Source organism: Actinomycetospora chibensis, from assembly GCF_028737215.1.
Taxonomy (GTDB): domain Bacteria; phylum Actinomycetota; class Actinomycetes; order Mycobacteriales; family Pseudonocardiaceae; genus Actinomycetospora; species Actinomycetospora chibensis.
The window spans coordinates 164903-180853 of record NZ_JAQZAM010000002.1; the positions used below are offsets into that span (position 1 = coordinate 164903).

The following is a 15951-nucleotide window of genomic DNA, read 5'->3' on the forward strand; positions in this document are numbered from 1 at the left end:
TCAGTCCTCCACGTTGTCGGCGAAGTCGAGCTCGTTGCGCTCGGCGGTGCGGATGTAGAGCCAGGCCAGCGCGAGCATGAACGGGTACGGCAGGAAGCCCAGCACCAGCCAGGGCAACGTCACGCCCGCGATCTCGACCGACCCGACGCGCGGGACCACGAGGAAGAGCACGGGCAGGGCACCCAGGACGAACACCGCGACGAGCCCCAGGCGCAGGCCGAGCGCGAGCTGCGCGCGCAGGAGGTTGCGCAGCAGGAGCTCACCGGTCTCGGTCTGCTGCTCGATCTCGGCCACCGTGCGCACGGCGCGGGTGGGCACGCGCCGCTCGGCGAGCACGACGCGGACGCGGTCGCCCGCGCCGTCGGTCTCGGACGACAGCGGGGGCACGACGACGCCGGGGCCGGTCCACAGCGCCATGTCGGCGTCCGAGATCGGGGTGTTGTCGGTGGTGGCCGAGGCGTTCACCGCCGTGGTGCGGGCGGCCATCGGCACGGGCTCGTGCGGGTCGCCGGCCTCGTCGTCGGACGGGGGACGGGCCAGCGGCGCGGGGCCGAGGCCGCCCGGGCCGGTGTAGGGCACCGCCGCGAACTGCTCGGTCTCCGCGTCCGGTGCCGCGTGCCGGGGGCGGTAGCCCGACGGCGGGGTGTGCACCGCGCCGACCTCTGGGCGTGCGTGCCGGCCGTGGCGCCGTGCGACGCCCGGCGGCGGCTGGCCCGGGGACGAGAACGTCGGCGGGACCGGGCGCCGCGGCGGGTCGGTCATCGCGACCGGGGTCGGGCCCGCGCCCGGCGCCGGGGTCGCGCCGGTGGCCGGACCGGGGGTGGCGCCGACGGCGGCCGGGCCGGCGGTCATCGGGTTCGGAGGTGTCGCGACGCCCGTGGGCGACCGGCCCGACCGGGAGGGCCGCGACCGTCGGACGGTGCCGGTGTCGGGCCCGCCGCCGGTCCAGGAGTCGCCGTCGGCGTCCGGCGGCGGGGCTGCGTCCGGCGGCGGACCTGCGTCCGGCGGCCGGGCTGCCTCCGGCTCCTCCGGCGCGGCGGACGTCACGGGTGCCGGCGGGTCGGGGACCGAGCGCAGCGCCTCGCCCGAGGCGTTCGGGGCGACGTCCGCGGCTCCGTCGGGGGAGCCGTCGTCCGCGACCTCCGTCGTGCTGTCCGCCCCGGCAGAGCCCGACTCGGGCCCCGAGGCCCGCGCCGAGCCGCCGGGGGAGCTCACCGTCGGCCCCAGGCCTGTTTCGTCGAGCGGACGAGACGGTCCTTGAGCTCGCGCGTGTGGCGCCGGCTCACGGGCAGCTCCGCGACGTCCCCGCCGCTGCCCAGGCGCACGACGTACCCGGAGCCGGCGAGCCGCAGCTCCGTGATCAGCGGCAGCGCGACGAGGTACGAGCGGTGGATGCGCACGAACCCGGCGTCCGACCAGCGCTCCTCGAGCACCGACAGCGGGATGCGGACGAGGTGGCTGCCCTCGGTGGTGTGCAGGCGCGCGTAGTCGCCCTGCGCCTCCACCCAGCGCACCGTCGAGCGCTGCACCAGCTTCGTGGTGCCGGCGAGCTCGACGGGGATCACCTCGTCGTCGCCCTCCTCGTCGGCGGCCGGCTCGACCGGCACGGTGGTGCCGCGCGAGGACAGGATCCGCGACAGCGAGGCGTACAGGCGCTCGGGACGCAGCGGCTTGAGCAGGTAGTCGACCGCGCCGACGTCGAAGGCCTCGACCGCACGGTCGTCGTGCGCCGTCACGAAGACCACCGACGGCGGGATGACGTACCGCGACAGGACGTTCGCGAGCTCGAGACCGTCGAGGCCCGGCATGCGGATGTCGAGGAACAGCACGTCGACGTCCGACTGCTTGGCCGGTGCCGGGAGTCCGGTCGGGGGCGTACCACCCCCGAACCCGCCCAGGTCGACACGGTCGCCGCCCGTGAGGATGCGCAGGGCCGCGATCGCGTCGGACGCCCGTAGGACGGTCCCGACCCGCTGGTCCTGCTCGAGCAGGTACGCCAGCTCCATGAGAGCCGGCTCTTCGTCGTCGACGGCCAGTACTACGAGGCCGTCGTTCTCACTCGTGTTCACTGCGTCGCCATCCTGCCCAGCCGAGGTTCGCACGTCCACGATAGGACCCGATCGGCTCGCCACCCTTCCGTGCCCCACCCCTCGTGCAGGGCGAGCCGGGGACGACCCGGTGTGTCGCCCCGTGGGACCACCCGTTCGGGGGTGCGCCGCTGCGCCACCCGAACGATCACGCGGGGCTCGCACGGGCGTCCGCCGGTGTCCACGGGCTCAGGTGGACCCGGGATCGGGGCGGTAGGTGGCCGCGGCTCCGGCATCCGTGTGCTCCCACGCGGCGGCGCTCTCGCGGACGGCGCGTCGCAGCGCGTCGAGCTCGGCGGCGAGGGTGCGCGCGGCCGGCACCGTGTCCGACGTCACCAGCTCGCGGTACCAGGCGGCGATCGCCGCGTTGTCCTCCCCGGATCCGACGGCCAGCGACTCGGCCCCGAGGCCGTCGAGCGCCGCCTGCGCCTCGGTGACGCCCTGCTCGAGCGCATCGACCTTGCCCGCGAACGCCCGCGCCTCGTCGGGCCGCATCGCGGCCTCGCCGCCGGTGCCACCGTCGCCGCCGGGAGGCGACTGGGGTGCGCTCATGCGGTGCTCCTTCCCGGCGGGCGCGGCACGACCGCGTCGGCCAGCACGGTACGGACGTCGGAGAGCAGTTGTCCGCCGGTTGCGGGAACGAGCACCGGCGGCCGCGCGGCGGACCCGGATGGGGGCGAGCGCAGGACGTGCCGGCCGCGGGGACCGTCGAGCCAGCACAGCGGCTCGGTGACGCGCCGGGGTGTGCCGTCGCGTCGGTCGGCCACCCCGACCTGCGTGACGGCCGTGACGGTCGCGAGCAGGTCCTCGGCGGCGTCCCGGGCGCGCATCGCCCGCGCGGTCGACGGCAGGTCGGCGGGCACGGTGCCCGCGGGTACCGGCACGGGCGGCCCGCTGCCCGGGGGCACGGGCGGGACCAGGCCGAACAGGGCCTCGGCGAGCCCGTCCGGCGGGCACGGCGTGACGCGCACCGGCGCCTGCGCGTGCTCGGGCGAGTCCAGCAGGGCCGCCGTGCGTCCGTCGGTGAGGGCCACCGCCGCCCGGGACGCGGTCGCGCCGCGGCGGACGAGGTCGACGGCCAGCACCCACCCGGCGACGGCGGTCCCCGCGTCGAGCAGGACGCGCGCGGGCCCCGGCTCGAGCAGGCCGCGGGCGCGCAGGGCGTTCTCGGTGGCCTCGCGGTGGCGCCGGACCTCGGCATCGGTCTCCGCGGACCAGTGCGCCGGGCGCAACGGGTAGGGCCACCCGGCCCCGCACTGCTCGAGGACCCACAGCAGCTCGTGGCGGTCGAGGACGAGTCCGCTCACCGGTCGTCCTGCTCCCCGAGCACCGGTGGCGTGACCAGGCGGCGGTCGTCGGGGTCGTCGGCGGGATCGCGCCAGGGGTCGGCGTCGACGAGGTACTCGGGATGGCGGACGCCGGACCTGCGAGGCCCTCCGGCGGCGAAGCCGGTGCCGCTGATCGGGGGCGTCATCGGGACGTCGGGGCCTGGGGTGGGGGTGGGGGTGTGGCCGGGGCCCGGGCCGGTCGCGGGCGGGGTGCCGGGGTCGGCCGGGGCGCCGACCGTCGTCCCCGTGCCCGCGGGCGGCCCGGCCGCCGCGGTGCGGTCGGGCCCGGATCGGTCGGGCCCCGGTTCCGGCTCGGGACGGTCGGTGGACGGCGGGGCCTGCTCCGGCGGGTGGGCGGTCGACGCGGGGTCCGCGGGGCCGCGCGCGCCACGACGCTCCCGCGGGTCACCGCCGCGTCCCGGGACGACGCCGCCGGTGAGGCGGTCGGCGGGGGTCGGGCCGGCGGGTACCGCCGGGCCGCGCGTGCCGGCCGCGGGGACGGTGCCCGGGGCCGGGAACGGGCCCCGCGTCGTTCCCGGCGGAACGCCGGGCCGGCCGGTCGGCCCGGCGGGACGGCCTCCGCCACCCGCGGCACCCGGTGCGCCCGGTTCCGGACCCCCGAGCAGCCGCGACACGAGGCGACCGACCGGCCCCGGCCGTGGCCCGGCGCCCGGGGCTCCGGGCCCAGTGCCCGGTGTGACCACGCCCCCGCGACCCGCCGGGCCGGCCGGCGCCCCGCCCCCGGGACCTCCACCGGGGCCACGACCCGCAACCGTGCCCGTCGGGACCCCGACCCCCGGAGCCGAGCCGCCCGGGCCGGCGGGCCCCGCGGCCCGCGCGAGGACGCCGGGGCGCCCCGACCCCGCCCCCTCGGGGCCGGCCGGGAGCCCGCGCGGCGGTGCCGGCACGCCGGGGGCGGCCGTCGACGCCCGTCCCGCGAGCCCGTCGACGGCCGACGGGGCGCCACGGGCCGCGAGGCCGGTCTGCTCCAGGTAGGCGCGGTACGCGCCCTGAGCGGCCCGCTCCTCGGCCTGCGCGGCGTGGAAGGCCCCGAACCCGTCCGGCGGGCCTCCGCTCGTCAGCGCGCCCGCCAGGCCCGGCGTGGCCGGCGAGGCACCGAGGACCGGCAGCGCGGGCGGGCGGGGCGGCCCGACGAGCGACTGGACGCGTGCGAGGGCGTCGCACACGCCCTGGAGGCTGCCCGCCTGCCCGGTGACGGCGTCCCCGAGCCGGCTCATGCGGGCCACGAGCGTGCGCACGTGCTGCGTGGCGGCGTCGGCGTCCCGGCCGCGCCAGGAGGCCCCCAGCTCGCCGTGCGCCCGCTGGAGCCGCTGCGCCGCGGCCCGCAGCTCCTCACCGCGGGCGGCGTGGCGCAGGCGCGCGGAGTCGAGGGCCGCCGGGTCGGCGCCGTCGTGGATCCAGCGGTGGATGAGCTCGTGGCTCAGCGCCGACGTGTCGCGCCCACCCCACGGGACACCGGGGACCGGCACGGTCCACCACCTCCCGCAGCGGTGAGCTCACGACGTCCGGACCCGGAAGCCTAGGTCCGAGCAGGCGACGACGGGGAGTGAATCGATCGCCCCGGTGTCCGGACCGGGGTCCTGCTCAGAGCCCGAACCGGCTCCAGAGGGCCCGCTGCTCGAACCACTCGAGCGCCGTGCCGACCGGGTCCAGTGCCGTCGCCGGGGCCGCGGCGGGCCCGAGGACGCCACCGAGTCCGAGGCGCGCCAGGAGCGGCTTGCGGGGCTCGACCGTGACGGGCTCGGCGTCGGGGAATCGGCGGGCGAGGACGTCGCGGGCGGTGCCGAGCTCGTCGATGAGCCCCAGCTCCAGCGCCCGCTTCCCCGTCCACACCTCGCCGGTGAACAGGTCGTCGTTCTCCTGCAGCGCCGTGCCGCGCCGCGAGCGCACCCAGTCGATGAACATCTCGTGCAGCTCGCCCTGCATGCCGAGCAGCCACTCGACGTCCTCGGCCTTCTCGGGCTGGAACGGGTCGAGGCGCGCCTTGTTCTGGCCCGCGGTGTGCAGGCGGCGCTCGATGCCGAAGCGCTCGATGAGCCCCTGCAGCCCGAAGCCGCCGGACACGACGCCGATCGAGCCGACGAGCGAGGTCGGGTGCGCGTAGATCTCGTCGGCGGCGCAGGCCAGCCAGTACCCGCCGGACGCCGCGACGTCCTCGCAGAACGCGAGCACCGGCATCTGGTGCTCCTCCGCGAGGCCCCGGATGCGGTCGGCCACCAGAGCGGACTGCGTGGGCGCACCGCCCGGTGAGTTGATCACCAGGGCGACGGCCTCGGCGCGCTCCGCGGTGAACGCCCGCTTGAGGGCGTCCTCGACCGCGTGGATGTTGATGAGCGACCTCGGCACCGGCCCGCTCGCCGCGGCGATCACGCCCTGCAGGCGCACGACGCTCACCGTGCGCGTGCCGGTGGCGGCCGCGAGGGGACCGGGCAGGACCGAGGACAGGGCCGAGCCGAACCGCAATTCCATGCCCCGAGACTATCGGCGCCGAACGGGTGCCCGTGATCGCCGCCGAGGCCCGCCGATGCTCTCCGCGCGGTGGGTCGAGCACGTCGAGCGACGAAGGAGCACGACGGGCTGCACACCTTGCGCGAAAGACTAGACGCGGACGCCGGCCCGGAACTTCGGGACGCGCAGGATGATCTTCGTCCCCGCGCCGCGCTCGGTCTCGACGATCAGGCCGTAGTCGGGGCCGAAGGCCGAGCGCATGCGGTCGTCCACGTTGCCGAGGCCCACGTGGGCGCCGGAGAGGTGCGCGTCGCGGTTCTCCTCCTTGAGCGCCTGCGGGTCCATGCCGACGCCGTCGTCCTCGACGATGATCGTGCACTCGGCGCCGGAGTCCTCGGCGGTGAGCGTGACGGTGCCGCCGCCCGGCTTGCCCGACAGCCCGTGGCGCACCGCGTTCTCGACCAGCGGCTGCAGCGCCAGGAACGGCAGGACCACCGAGAGCACCTCGGGCGCGACCTGCACCTTGACCGTGAGCCGGTTGCCGAACCGGGCGTGCTCGAGGGCCAGGTAGCGGTCGATGTTCTTGAGCTCGTCGGCCAGCGTCGTGTACTCGCCGGCCTGCCGGAACGAGTAGCGGGTGAAGTCCGCGAACTCCATGAGCAGCTCGCGGGCGCGCTCGGGGTCGGTGCGGATGAACGAGGCCACCGTGTTGAGCGCGTTGTAGATGAAGTGCGGCGAGATCTGCGCGCGCAGCGCCCGGACCTCGGCGCGGTTGAGCCGCGCGCGGGACTCGTCGAGGTCGGCGAGCTCGAGCTGGCTCGAGACGTAGCGCGCGACCTCCGCGGAGGCACGCAGCAGCACCGGGCCCGGGGTGTCCGCGCTGACCGCGGCCAGCGTGCCAGCGACGTTGCCGTCGACCTCGAGGGGCACGACGACGATCCCGCGCACCGGGCAGTCCTGCGAGCCGCATTCAATGTCCTTGCGGCTGGCCACCTGCTGGCGCCCCGTGCGCATGACCTTCTCGGCGTACTGGCGCACGTCCAGGCTGTGGTGCTCGGCCTCGCCGTCCCAGGCCAGCGGCACGCAGTCCGAGCCCGTCATCGACAGCGCCTCGGTGTCGAGCAGCGTGCGCAGGTAGGGCACCGCGAACTGCGCCGAGCCCTCCGACAGGCCCTCGCGCAGCGCGGGCGCGGCCAGCGAGACGGTGTGCAGCGTGGAGAACGTCGCGCGCTCCAGCGGCGAGGCGAACTGGTTGCGCCGCTTCACGCGGCGGTAGACCAGCACCGCGGCCACCAGCGCGACCGCCACCACGACGGCGGCGACGACGCGCGGATCGGTCAGCCAGGCGGGCACGGGGCTATTTGACCAGACGGGACAGCCGGCGGTCCGCCAACGCCCGACCCTGCGTCTGGCATGTGGGGCAGTACTGGAAGGACCGTTCGGCGTACGAGACCTCGCGGACGGTGTCGCCGCACACGGGACACGGCAGCCCGGTGCGCGCGTGCACCCGCATCCCCGAGCGCTTCTCGCCCTTGAGACGGGCGGCGTCCTGGCCGACGGCGCGCTCCACCGCGTCGGAGAGCACGCCGACCATCGCGGCGTGCAGCCGGTCGACCGCGTCGGCGTCGAGCTTGCCCGCCGACGCGAACGGCGACAGCTTCGCGACGTGCAGGATCTCGTCGGAGTAGGCATTGCCGATCCCGGCGAGCACCTGCTGGTCGACGATCAGGGTCTTGAGCCGCTCGGAGCGACCGGCGAGCAGCTCCCCGAACGACGCGCGGTCGAGCGAGAGCGCGTCCGGGCCGAGCTTGGCCACGCCCGGGACCTGCGACGGATCCTCGACGAGGTACACGGCGAGGCGCTTCTGCGTGCCCGCCTCGGTGAGGTCGAATCCGGGCCCGCCGACCTTCTCCAGGTGCACCCGGAACTCCAGCGGACCCTTGCCCGGCTTCGGCGGGGTGACCGACGCCTGGTCGTGCCAGCGCAGCCACCCGGCGCGCGAGAGGTGCACGACGAGATGGAGCCCGTCGAGCTCCAGATCCAGGAACTTCCCGTGCCGCGCGGCCCCGGTGACGAGCCGGCCGGTGAGCGCCGAGAGCGGCGGGTCGAAGGTCTTGAGGACGGTCATGCTCGCGAGGTCCGTGCGCGCCACGGGCCGGGCGAGCGCGTGCGTGCGCAGGTGCTCGGCGAGGGCCTCGACCTCGGGAAGCTCGGGCATGTCAGCTCATCGGCCCCTCAGCTGACCGGTTGCAGAGGGCTGTCCGCGTAGGCGGGCGTCGCCCGGGTCTCGAGGCTCCGGATGGTCGCGGTCATCTCCTCGCGCGCGGCGGCCGTGCCGCGCACCCACCCCACCCAGCGTTCGGGTGCGGAGCCGTCGGCGCCGCCCGGCGTCTCGGCGACGAGCGTGCGGGGACGCCGCAGCACCCAGCGACTCGGGAAGAACCCGGCGACCACCAGCAGGATCAGCCAGACCCAGATCGGGACGACGACGCCCTGGCTGCCGGTGAACCACCAGGCCAGGAGCGCGACCCAGAGCAGGCCCATGATCGAGACGATGCCGATGGCCGCCAGCTGGCCGCCCTGCATGTCGTGCTCGAAGTCCTCCCCCGTTGCGGGGTCGGTCCACTCCAGCTTCTGGCGCACCATCCACTGCCGCCCGTCCGCGGCGCGCACGATGCGAATCTTGGCCACGCCACCACTCTAGCCCGCCGGACGCGTCCAGATCGGTGCGCCGAGCAGGTCGGATCCCCCGGTCAGGGCGTCGCGCAGGTCCCGCTTGAGCACCTTCCCGGCGGCCGAGACGGGCAGCGCGTCGACGACGTGCACCGCGCGCAGGCGCTTGTAGGGCGCGACCTGCTCGTCCAGGGCCGCGGCGAGGGCCGCACCCAGCTCCGGGGTGGGCTCGTGGCCCGGCGCCGGGACGATCACGGCGACGGGCTCCTCGCCGACCGCCGCGTCCGCACGTCCCACGACGGCGGCCGCCGCGACCTCGGGGCGGGCCGCCAGCAGCTCCTCGAGCTCACGCGGATACACGTTGTAGCCCTTGTAGAGCAGCATGTCCTTGGCCCGGTCGACGATCTCGAGCTGACCGTCCTCGCCGAGCACGCCGATGTCGCCGGTCCGCAGCCACCCGTCGACCAACGTCTCCGCGGTGGCCTCCGGCCGGTCCAGGTAGCCCGCCATGACCTGCGGTCCGCGGGCCCACACCTCGCCGGCCTCGCCCTTCCCGGCGGGCGCGTCCGGCGAGCCGATGCGGATCTCGGTGTCCGGCACCGGGACGCCGACCGTGCCGACGCGGCGGTGCGCCGACCGCGCGGTGGCGCCGATGGTGAGACCCATCGTCGCCTCGGTCATCCCGTAGCCCTCGACGATCACCGCCTCCGGCATGCGCTCGGCGATCCGCCGGGCCAGCGCGAGCGGCATCGGGGCGGCCCCGGACGTCACCGTCCGCACCGAGGTGAGGTCGCGCTGCGCCGCCTCCGGGTGCGCGAGCAGGGCGTGGAAGAGCGGCGGCGCACCCGAGATCGTGGTCGCCCGATGGGTCTCGACGTCGGCCAGGAAGCGGACGGGGTCGAAGCGCTCGTGGACGATGCTCGTCGCCCCGGACACCACGGCGACGCCGATGCCGCCGATCGTGCCCATGGCGTGGAACCACGGGGCGACGGCGATCCCGGTCCCCTCGCCGAGGCGGATCGGCCACTCCTCCGCCGGCCCGATCTGCTCGAGCCCCACCTCGCCGCCGACCCCGGGGACGGGACGCGACCCGCTGCCGTGGCACGCGTACTGCAGGACGTTGGTGACGACGTTGGCGTGGGTGAGCACCACGCCCTTGGGGCTGCCGGTCGTGCCGCCGGTGTAGGCGAGGTGGGCGCGGGCGACGGTGGGGTCGACGTCGACCACCGGTGGCGCCTCGGCCCCGTCCACGCTGTCGACGCCCTCGAACCCGACCCCGTCCGTCGCGATCAGGGGGACGCCGGCGCCCACGTCGGCCAGGCCGACCACCGCCACCGCCCCCGCGTCCGCGAGCTGGGCGGCCACGCCGTCGGGCGGCAGTTGCGGGCTGACCGGCGTGAACGTGGCCCCGGCCAGCAGGATCCCGTAGTAGGCGATCGGGAAGGCGAGCACGTTGGGCAGGTGCACGCCGACGACGTCGCCGGGCACCACCCCGCGTGCGTGTAGGTGGTGGGCGAACCCGCTCGCCGCGCGCCACAGCCCGGTGAAGGTCAGCGTGCGGTCGTGGTGCCGGAACGCCACGCGGTCGCCGTGGCGCCGTGCCGCGCCGTCGAGCAGCGCGCCGACCGGCACCTCGGGGTACGCCAGCCGCTCGGGAACCCAGGTCCGCCAGTCGGCCGTCGTCATGGCCCGGACATTAGGCGTCCAGGAAGTCCTCCACCACGCGCCCGAGCTCGTCGGGCCGGGTGAGCAGACCGAGGTGCCCGCCCTCGTGCAGGTGCACGGTGCCGCGGGGGATCAGCGCGCCCATGAGGTGGGCGTTGACCACGGGGATGACGGGGTCGCGACGGCCCGCGAGCACCAGCGTCGGCGCCCCGATGAACGGCAGCACCGGCAGGCTCGTCCAGCTCATGAGCGCCATCAGCTGGAAGAGGTAGGCGCGGAACATGACCGGGTGCACGCGGGAGAACACCGCGTCGACGGCCGCCTGGGACTCGCCCTGGTAGATCTCCGCGCCGGCCTCGCGCCGGTAGGAGCGGTCGTTGTAGCGCCGGGGGGTGAGCATCTTCGCCAGCACGGTGAGGCGGGCGGGGACCATCATCGCGCCCGTCCCCGTGCTCACCAGCGCGAGCCGGCCGGTGCGGTCGGGGTGCTGGAGGGCGAACTGCTGGGCGACCCCGCCGCCCCACGACAGGCCGAGGATGTCGGCCCTGCCGTAGCCGAGGTCGTCGAGCAGACCGCGGACGAGCATGGCGAGCCCCGCCATCGGCAGGGGCACCCACGGCAGCGGCGAGCCGCCGATGCCCGGGACGTCGAAGCGCACGACGGGCCGCTCGGGGTCCAGCGCCTCGACGAGCGGGTCGAGCAGCTCGAGGCTCGCGCCGATCCCGTTGACCAGCACCAGCGGCATGCGCCCGGGCGCCCCGGGGCGGTGCGCGACGTGCACGCGGTGTCCCAGGACGGTGCGGTCGTGGTGGTCGTCGGGCGCGGAACGGGGGGACGGCTCGGGAGCCGAGGCCAGGAGGACGCTCACGATGTCGACCTCCCGTCGGGTGAGCCTGTGACGTAGCTCCGGTACACGGAGATCAGGGCCTCCTTCTGGGCGTCCGAGAGCCGGGAATCGGCCCGGATCGCCCGCTCGGTCGACGACGGCGCACCGTCGTCGCCGGACGTGGGGTGCCCACCGGCCTGCTCACGCACCAGGCCCGCCTGCAGCAGCAGGGTCTCGGCCGAGATGTCCAGGGCCTCCGCGATCGAGTGCAGTACGCGCACGGACGGTTCGTGGAGCCCCCGCTCGACCTGGCTGAGGTAGGGGTTCGAGATGTTGCTGAGGGCCGAGAGCTGCCGCAGCGAGAGACGGGCGAGCTTGCGCTGGCTACGGATGAACCCGCCCAGGGCGCGGCGGTGGTCCTCCCAGGGCCCGCCCGGGTGCGACACCTCGGTCAGCGGCGCGCGGCAGGCGGCGTGACCACGGTCAGCGACTGCAGCGCGGGCGCCATGGCGCCGAGCACGTGGTGCGCGGCGGAGCGCTGGGCCTCGAGGAGCTGCACGCCGGTGTCGTAGAAGCGGTCGACGGCCTCGACGGCGGTGTGCGGCGCGCCGGTGGCGCCGAGGGCACTGCCGAACGAGTTGCCGAACGGCTGGCCGGACGTGTCGGCCCCGAGGACGCTGCCGACGCCGGGGACGCCGCGCAGCACCGCGGCCCAGCTCTCGGCGACGGAGCCGGCGAACCGGAGTCCCGCCTCCTGGGCCTGGGCGATCACGTCGAGGGCCTGGTCGCGGGCCTCGTCGGCGGTCGGGGTGGCCATGGTGGATTCCTCCGCGTCGTCGGTGACAGCGCTCAGTTTACCAAGCGCCCACCGCCACGGGTCCCGTCGCGGTGGCACCGGCCACACGTGGGACGGCGATTCCCGCCATTCAGAGGGGTGGCAGCGACGCGAGGAGCCGCTCTCGTTCCTCCGACGTGCGCGAGGAGCAGGACGCGCACGGGCACCGCGCCTCCCGGCCGGCCAGCAGGAGGTCGAGACGCAGGAACACCTGGTCGTACCCCGGCCCCACGGCCTCGTCCACCTTCCGACGCAGGACGACGGACGCGTGACGGTTCATGGTCCCCCACACCCTCGCAGGCGGCGACGGAGCGACGAGTTGCGCGGAGCGCGGCGGGACGCGCTCTACGCAACACCGTGGCGGCCTCGGCGAGGTCCGTCAACCGACGATCGGGTGCGGGGGGCCTCGCGTTACCCAGCCTTGACCGGGCGGAACGCGCGGACGATCGGGATCAGGCGGAGCCGAGGACGTACGAGCCCGGCGCGTCGCCCAGCGGCGGGTGGGCGTCCGAGCCGGTGGGCGGCGGGGTGCGCATGCCGCCGGCGCGCTCGCCGATCCAGTCGCGCCACGGCTCCCACCAGGAGCCCGCGACCTCGCTCGCCCGCTGCAGCCAGGTGTCGGGGTCCGGTGCGGACTCGCCGCCGACCGTGCCGATCCAGTGCTTGGCCTTCTTCCCGGGCGGGTTGACGACGCCGGCGATGTGGCCGCCGTTGGAGAGGGTGAACGTGACGTCGCCACCCAGCAGACCGGTCGAGGTGAACGACGTCCGCCACGGCGCGATGTGGTCGTTCACGGCCCCCACGATGAACGTGTCGTTCGTGACCGACTTCAGCGACAGGTGCTCGCCGAGCAGCTCGAGCTCGCCGCGCGCCAGCTCGTTCTCCAGGTAGAAGTGCCGGAGGTAGAAGGCGTGCATCTTGGCCGGCATGCGCGTCGAGTCGTTGTTCCAGGCGAGGATGTCGAACGCCGGCGGTGTCCTGCCCTCCAGCCAGTTCGGCCCGACGTAGTTGAAGATCAGGTCGTTGGCCCGCAGCAGGTCGAAGGTGCCGGCCATCGAGTCCGCGGGCAGGTAGCCGGTCTTCGCCATCTTGCGCTCGAGGCGCTCGACGATCTCCGGGTCGACGAAGCTCGCGACGGGCCCGGGGTCGGAGTAGTCGAGCAGGGTGTTCTGCAGCGTCAGCGAGTTGACGCGGTCACCCTGGCCCCGGGCGTGGAGCATCGCCGTCGCGATGGTCGCCATGAGCCCGCCGAGGCAGAGCCCGACGAGGTTGACCGTGTCCGCGCCCGTGATCTCCTGGACGACGTCCATCGCGGCCAGGTCGCCGAGCTCGAGGTAGTCGTCGAGGCCCGTGTCGGCCATGGACTCGTCGGGGTCGCGGTAGCTGATGACGAAGACGGTGTGGCCGTGCTGGACGGCCCACTCGAGGAAGCTGCGACCCGGCGCGAGGTCCATGACGTAGTACTTGTTGATCCACGGCGGGCTCACGAGGATCGGGATCTCGTGGACCTCGTCGGTCTGGGGCTCGAACTGGATGAGCTCCATGAGCCGGTTGCGGTACACGACCTTGCCCGGCGTCGCCGCGAGCTCCTGGCCGACCCGCAGGTTCGTGCGGTCGACCTGCTGGGGACGGCCCTGGTTGGTGGCGAGGTCGTCGAGCATCTGACGGAAGCCCGCCACCACGCTCGACCCACCGGTCTCGAAGGCCCGCTTCAGGGCGGCCGGGTTCCCGGGCAGCAGGTTGGTCGGTGAGAGCACGCTGCCCAGCACGTCGGCCAGCAGCGCCGCGCGCTCGCGGGAGGACTCGTCGAGGCCCGCGGCGTCGACGAGCTCGTGCAACGTCGCCACCAGCGCGAGGTACTCCTGGCGGAGCCCCCAGTAGACGGGGTTCTCCTCCCAGGTCGTGTCGCGGAAGCGGCCGTCCTTCTCCACCGGGACGGGTCCCTCGGCCGTCGAGCCGAGAGCCCGGGCGATGGCGGCCGTGCCGATGCGGGCGGTCAGGGCGGCGTGCGAGGCCACCACCCGGCCGACCTCGGCCGGGTGGGTTGCGAGGCCCTGGGCCACCTGCACGACGGTGCGTCCCCACAGGGCGGGGTCGGCTTCGGCCAACAGATCGGCCGGCAGCAGCGACTCCAGCGTGCTGGCCACATCGATGGCGGCACCCGGCATCGTCGCCGGGCTATTGCGGTGCGACTCCACGGTCATGCGAGGGGGACCTCCACGTCGACTCCCGGAGCGCGCCTGGCCTGGCGCGCCCCGGGTGAAGTGTGCCCGTCTGGGACCTGGATCACACGGTTACCGACGGGTCCGAGGCCAGGCTCACCCCGGCGGGCCTCACCCCGCGAGCGGTCCGCGCTTGCGCGCGACGATCCCCTCGTAGAGCAGCGGGCTGCTGTCGGTGGCCAGACGGTGCTGGAAGCGCTCGCGGCGGACGACCTCCAGGGCACCGGAGCGGATCGACTCACCGATCATGCCGCCGAAGCCGGAGGTGTCGGTCTCCTCGAGGAACGCGTCCTTGATCGTCATGACGACCCACCCGTCCGGCGCGATGAGGTCGTAGGCGGTGCGGAACGCGGCCGGCGGGATGTCGCCGAAGCCGAGGGCGGCCACCACCGTGAGGGTGTTCAGCCCGTGGGAGGCCAGAGCCTCACGCTCCGACGCGGGCAGGGCCGTGAGGTCGGCGACGTGGTACCCGTCGTAGAGGCCGGGACGGTCGCGCTCGGCCGCGTCGCGGGCCTCGGGGAGGATGTCGACCCCGACGGAGTGCTCGACGCCGACGGCGGCGAGCTCCTCGGCCATGATCCCGTTGCCCGCGCCCAGATCCAGCACGCGCAGCGACCCGGCCGGCACGTCGGCGGACGCCAGGGCGTCGTTGAGCAGACCGACCATGAAGCGCGGCGAGTCGCAGCCCAGCACGTCGTAGAAGATCTTCTCGTACAGGCCGCGGACGCCGAAGATGCGGTCGTAGTCGTGGAACCGGTACTCGGCCCACGAGCCGTCCGGCTCGGCCACGACGCACCACTCGTCGTCCTGGCTGAACTTGCTGCCGGGCTCGGGGAGGGCCAGCCGCAGGGCCGCCCGCGCGGCCTGGAGGTCGACGGGGTGACCCGGGCCGGGCGCCGTGCCGTGTGGCGTGACCGGGGTGCGTCCGGTGACCTCGTGCTCGCGGCTCGTGCTCGAACCGTTGACCGCCGTGGGTGACATCGCCGACCTCTCGTCCCGTTGTCGCCCCACCTGGGGCGACGGAGCTGGACGCGGGCAGGAGGGATCGCCCGCGTAGAGCATCACGCCCCTCAAGAGTCGTCAGGGCCGGCACGGAGGGTCAAGCGAAGTGGCGTCAATAGAATCAACGTCACGGAAGGTCCGGGCGCCGCCACCGGGCGCGTCCCGAGGCAGGAGAGAGGCCGTTCGGCCTACCAGCCGGCGCCGCCGCCGCCCTGTGCGCCACCCGGGCCGCCCCGCGGGTCGTAGCGGGTCGTGCGCTGGTCCCCGCCGGCGTACGGGCCGGGGCGCTGCTGCTGGTCGTAGGAGCCGTAGCGCTGGTCGTAGCGTCCGTCGTACTGCCGTCCGCCCCAGCCGCCGGCGCTCACGGGCCGCACCGCCGTGCGCGAGACACCCGAGAGCATCGAGATGATCGCCAGCCCGATCGCCGCGTAGAGGATCGCGGTGGCGATGTGGTCGACGACGCCGCCACGGGCGAGGAAGACCTGCAGCAGCAGGACCACGAGCACCAGCAGCACGATGGCGGAGAAGAAGGTGGCCGGGCGGGGCGTGGTGAGCAGCAGCAGGTGCAGCAGGGCCGTGCCGGCGAGCGCTGCGATGGCCGCGCAGACCGGGATGATCGTGATCGCGTTGTCGACCAGCGCGCCGCTGCGCTGCGCGGTCTGGATGCCGAGGTCGAAGACGTTGGTGAGGATGAGCACGCCTACGATCGCGATCCCCGCGGCGACCACGGCCGTGGCGACCCCGCCGGCCCACAGCCGGCTGCCGATGACCTCGACGTCACCGTCGTCCCACGAGCGCTGCGGGTAGCTCACGACCGTCGTCCTCTCCCGACACCCTCCACCGG

At 75.0% G+C, this 15951-nt stretch carries 17 protein-coding genes; all 17 read right to left on the reverse strand.

Going from position 1 to position 15951, the window contains the following annotated elements:
- The 17 genes from PH189_RS03255 to PH189_RS03335 all read right to left on the reverse strand — a co-directional run bounded on the left by PH189_RS03255 (position 1) and on the right by PH189_RS03335 (position 15919).
- Positions 1-1215 (reverse strand): hypothetical protein, encoded by a 1215-nt coding sequence (locus PH189_RS03255; protein WP_274187313.1) that lies wholly within the window; start codon positions 1213-1215, stop codon positions 1-3.
- Positions 1212-2069, reverse strand: a complete 858-nt coding sequence (locus PH189_RS03260) for a LytR/AlgR family response regulator transcription factor (protein ID WP_274187314.1) — start codon at positions 2067-2069, stop codon at positions 1212-1214. The genes PH189_RS03255 and PH189_RS03260 overlap by 4 nt, the downstream gene beginning before the upstream one ends.
- A gap of 207 nt (positions 2070-2276) precedes the next feature.
- Positions 2277-2639 carry a hypothetical protein gene (locus tag PH189_RS03265; protein WP_274187315.1) on the reverse strand — a complete coding sequence of 121 codons (363 nt, stop codon included), beginning with the start codon at positions 2637-2639 and terminating at the stop codon, positions 2277-2279.
- A complete protein-coding gene (locus tag PH189_RS03270) occupies positions 2636-3394 on the reverse strand; it encodes an ESX secretion-associated protein EspG (protein WP_274187316.1) in 759 nt (252 codons plus the stop codon). The genes PH189_RS03265 and PH189_RS03270 overlap by 4 nt, the downstream gene beginning before the upstream one ends.
- A complete protein-coding gene (locus PH189_RS03275) occupies positions 3391-4905 on the reverse strand; it encodes a hypothetical protein (protein ID WP_274187317.1) in 1515 nt (504 codons plus the stop codon). Before PH189_RS03275 ends, PH189_RS03270 begins: the two co-directional genes overlap by 4 nt.
- 115 nt (positions 4906-5020) lie before the next feature.
- Positions 5021-5905, reverse strand: a complete 885-nt coding sequence (locus PH189_RS03280) for a S49 family peptidase (protein WP_274187318.1) — start codon at positions 5903-5905, stop codon at positions 5021-5023.
- 129 nt (positions 5906-6034) lie between these two features.
- The gene (locus PH189_RS03285; RefSeq protein WP_274187319.1) at positions 6035-7237 is read right to left on the reverse strand and encodes a histidine kinase; all 1203 of its coding nucleotides are present in this window, start codon (positions 7235-7237) and stop codon (positions 6035-6037) included.
- 4 nt (positions 7238-7241) lie between these two features.
- Positions 7242-8102, reverse strand: a complete 861-nt coding sequence (locus PH189_RS03290) for an Fpg/Nei family DNA glycosylase (RefSeq protein ID WP_274187320.1) — start codon at positions 8100-8102, stop codon at positions 7242-7244.
- 17 nt (positions 8103-8119) lie between these two features.
- Complete coding sequence (locus PH189_RS03295) at positions 8120-8575, reverse strand: hypothetical protein (RefSeq protein ID WP_274187321.1); 456 nt, start codon at positions 8573-8575, stop codon at positions 8120-8122.
- A 9-nt stretch (positions 8576-8584) separates the two neighbouring features.
- Complete coding sequence (locus PH189_RS03300) at positions 8585-10243, reverse strand: class I adenylate-forming enzyme family protein (protein WP_274187322.1); 1659 nt, start codon at positions 10241-10243, stop codon at positions 8585-8587.
- A gap of 10 nt (positions 10244-10253) precedes the next feature.
- The gene (locus tag PH189_RS03305) at positions 10254-11090 is read right to left on the reverse strand and encodes an alpha/beta fold hydrolase (protein ID WP_274187323.1); all 837 of its coding nucleotides are present in this window, start codon (positions 11088-11090) and stop codon (positions 10254-10256) included.
- Positions 11087-11494 (reverse strand): helix-turn-helix domain-containing protein, encoded by a 408-nt coding sequence (locus PH189_RS03310; RefSeq protein WP_274187324.1) that lies wholly within the window; start codon positions 11492-11494, stop codon positions 11087-11089. Before PH189_RS03310 ends, PH189_RS03305 begins: the two co-directional genes overlap by 4 nt.
- Positions 11495-11499: 5 nt before the next feature.
- Positions 11500-11865 carry a hypothetical protein gene (locus PH189_RS03315; protein WP_274187325.1) on the reverse strand — a complete coding sequence of 122 codons (366 nt, stop codon included), beginning with the start codon at positions 11863-11865 and terminating at the stop codon, positions 11500-11502.
- Positions 11866-11974: 109 nt separating this feature from the next.
- On the reverse strand, positions 11975-12163 hold the full coding sequence (locus PH189_RS03320) for a hypothetical protein (protein WP_274187326.1): 189 nt from the start codon (positions 12161-12163) through the stop codon (positions 11975-11977).
- Positions 12164-12335: 172 nt separating this feature from the next.
- The gene (locus tag PH189_RS03325; RefSeq protein ID WP_274187327.1) at positions 12336-14087 is read right to left on the reverse strand and encodes a PHA/PHB synthase family protein; all 1752 of its coding nucleotides are present in this window, start codon (positions 14085-14087) and stop codon (positions 12336-12338) included.
- Between the two features lie 129 nt (positions 14088-14216).
- The gene (locus PH189_RS03330; RefSeq protein WP_274187328.1) at positions 14217-15086 is read right to left on the reverse strand and encodes a class I SAM-dependent DNA methyltransferase; all 870 of its coding nucleotides are present in this window, start codon (positions 15084-15086) and stop codon (positions 14217-14219) included.
- Positions 15087-15295: 209 nt separating this feature from the next.
- Entirely contained in the window at positions 15296-15919 is a 624-nt protein-coding gene (locus PH189_RS03335) for a hypothetical protein (RefSeq protein ID WP_274187329.1), read from the reverse strand.
- Positions 15920-15951 lie beyond the last annotated feature (32 nt).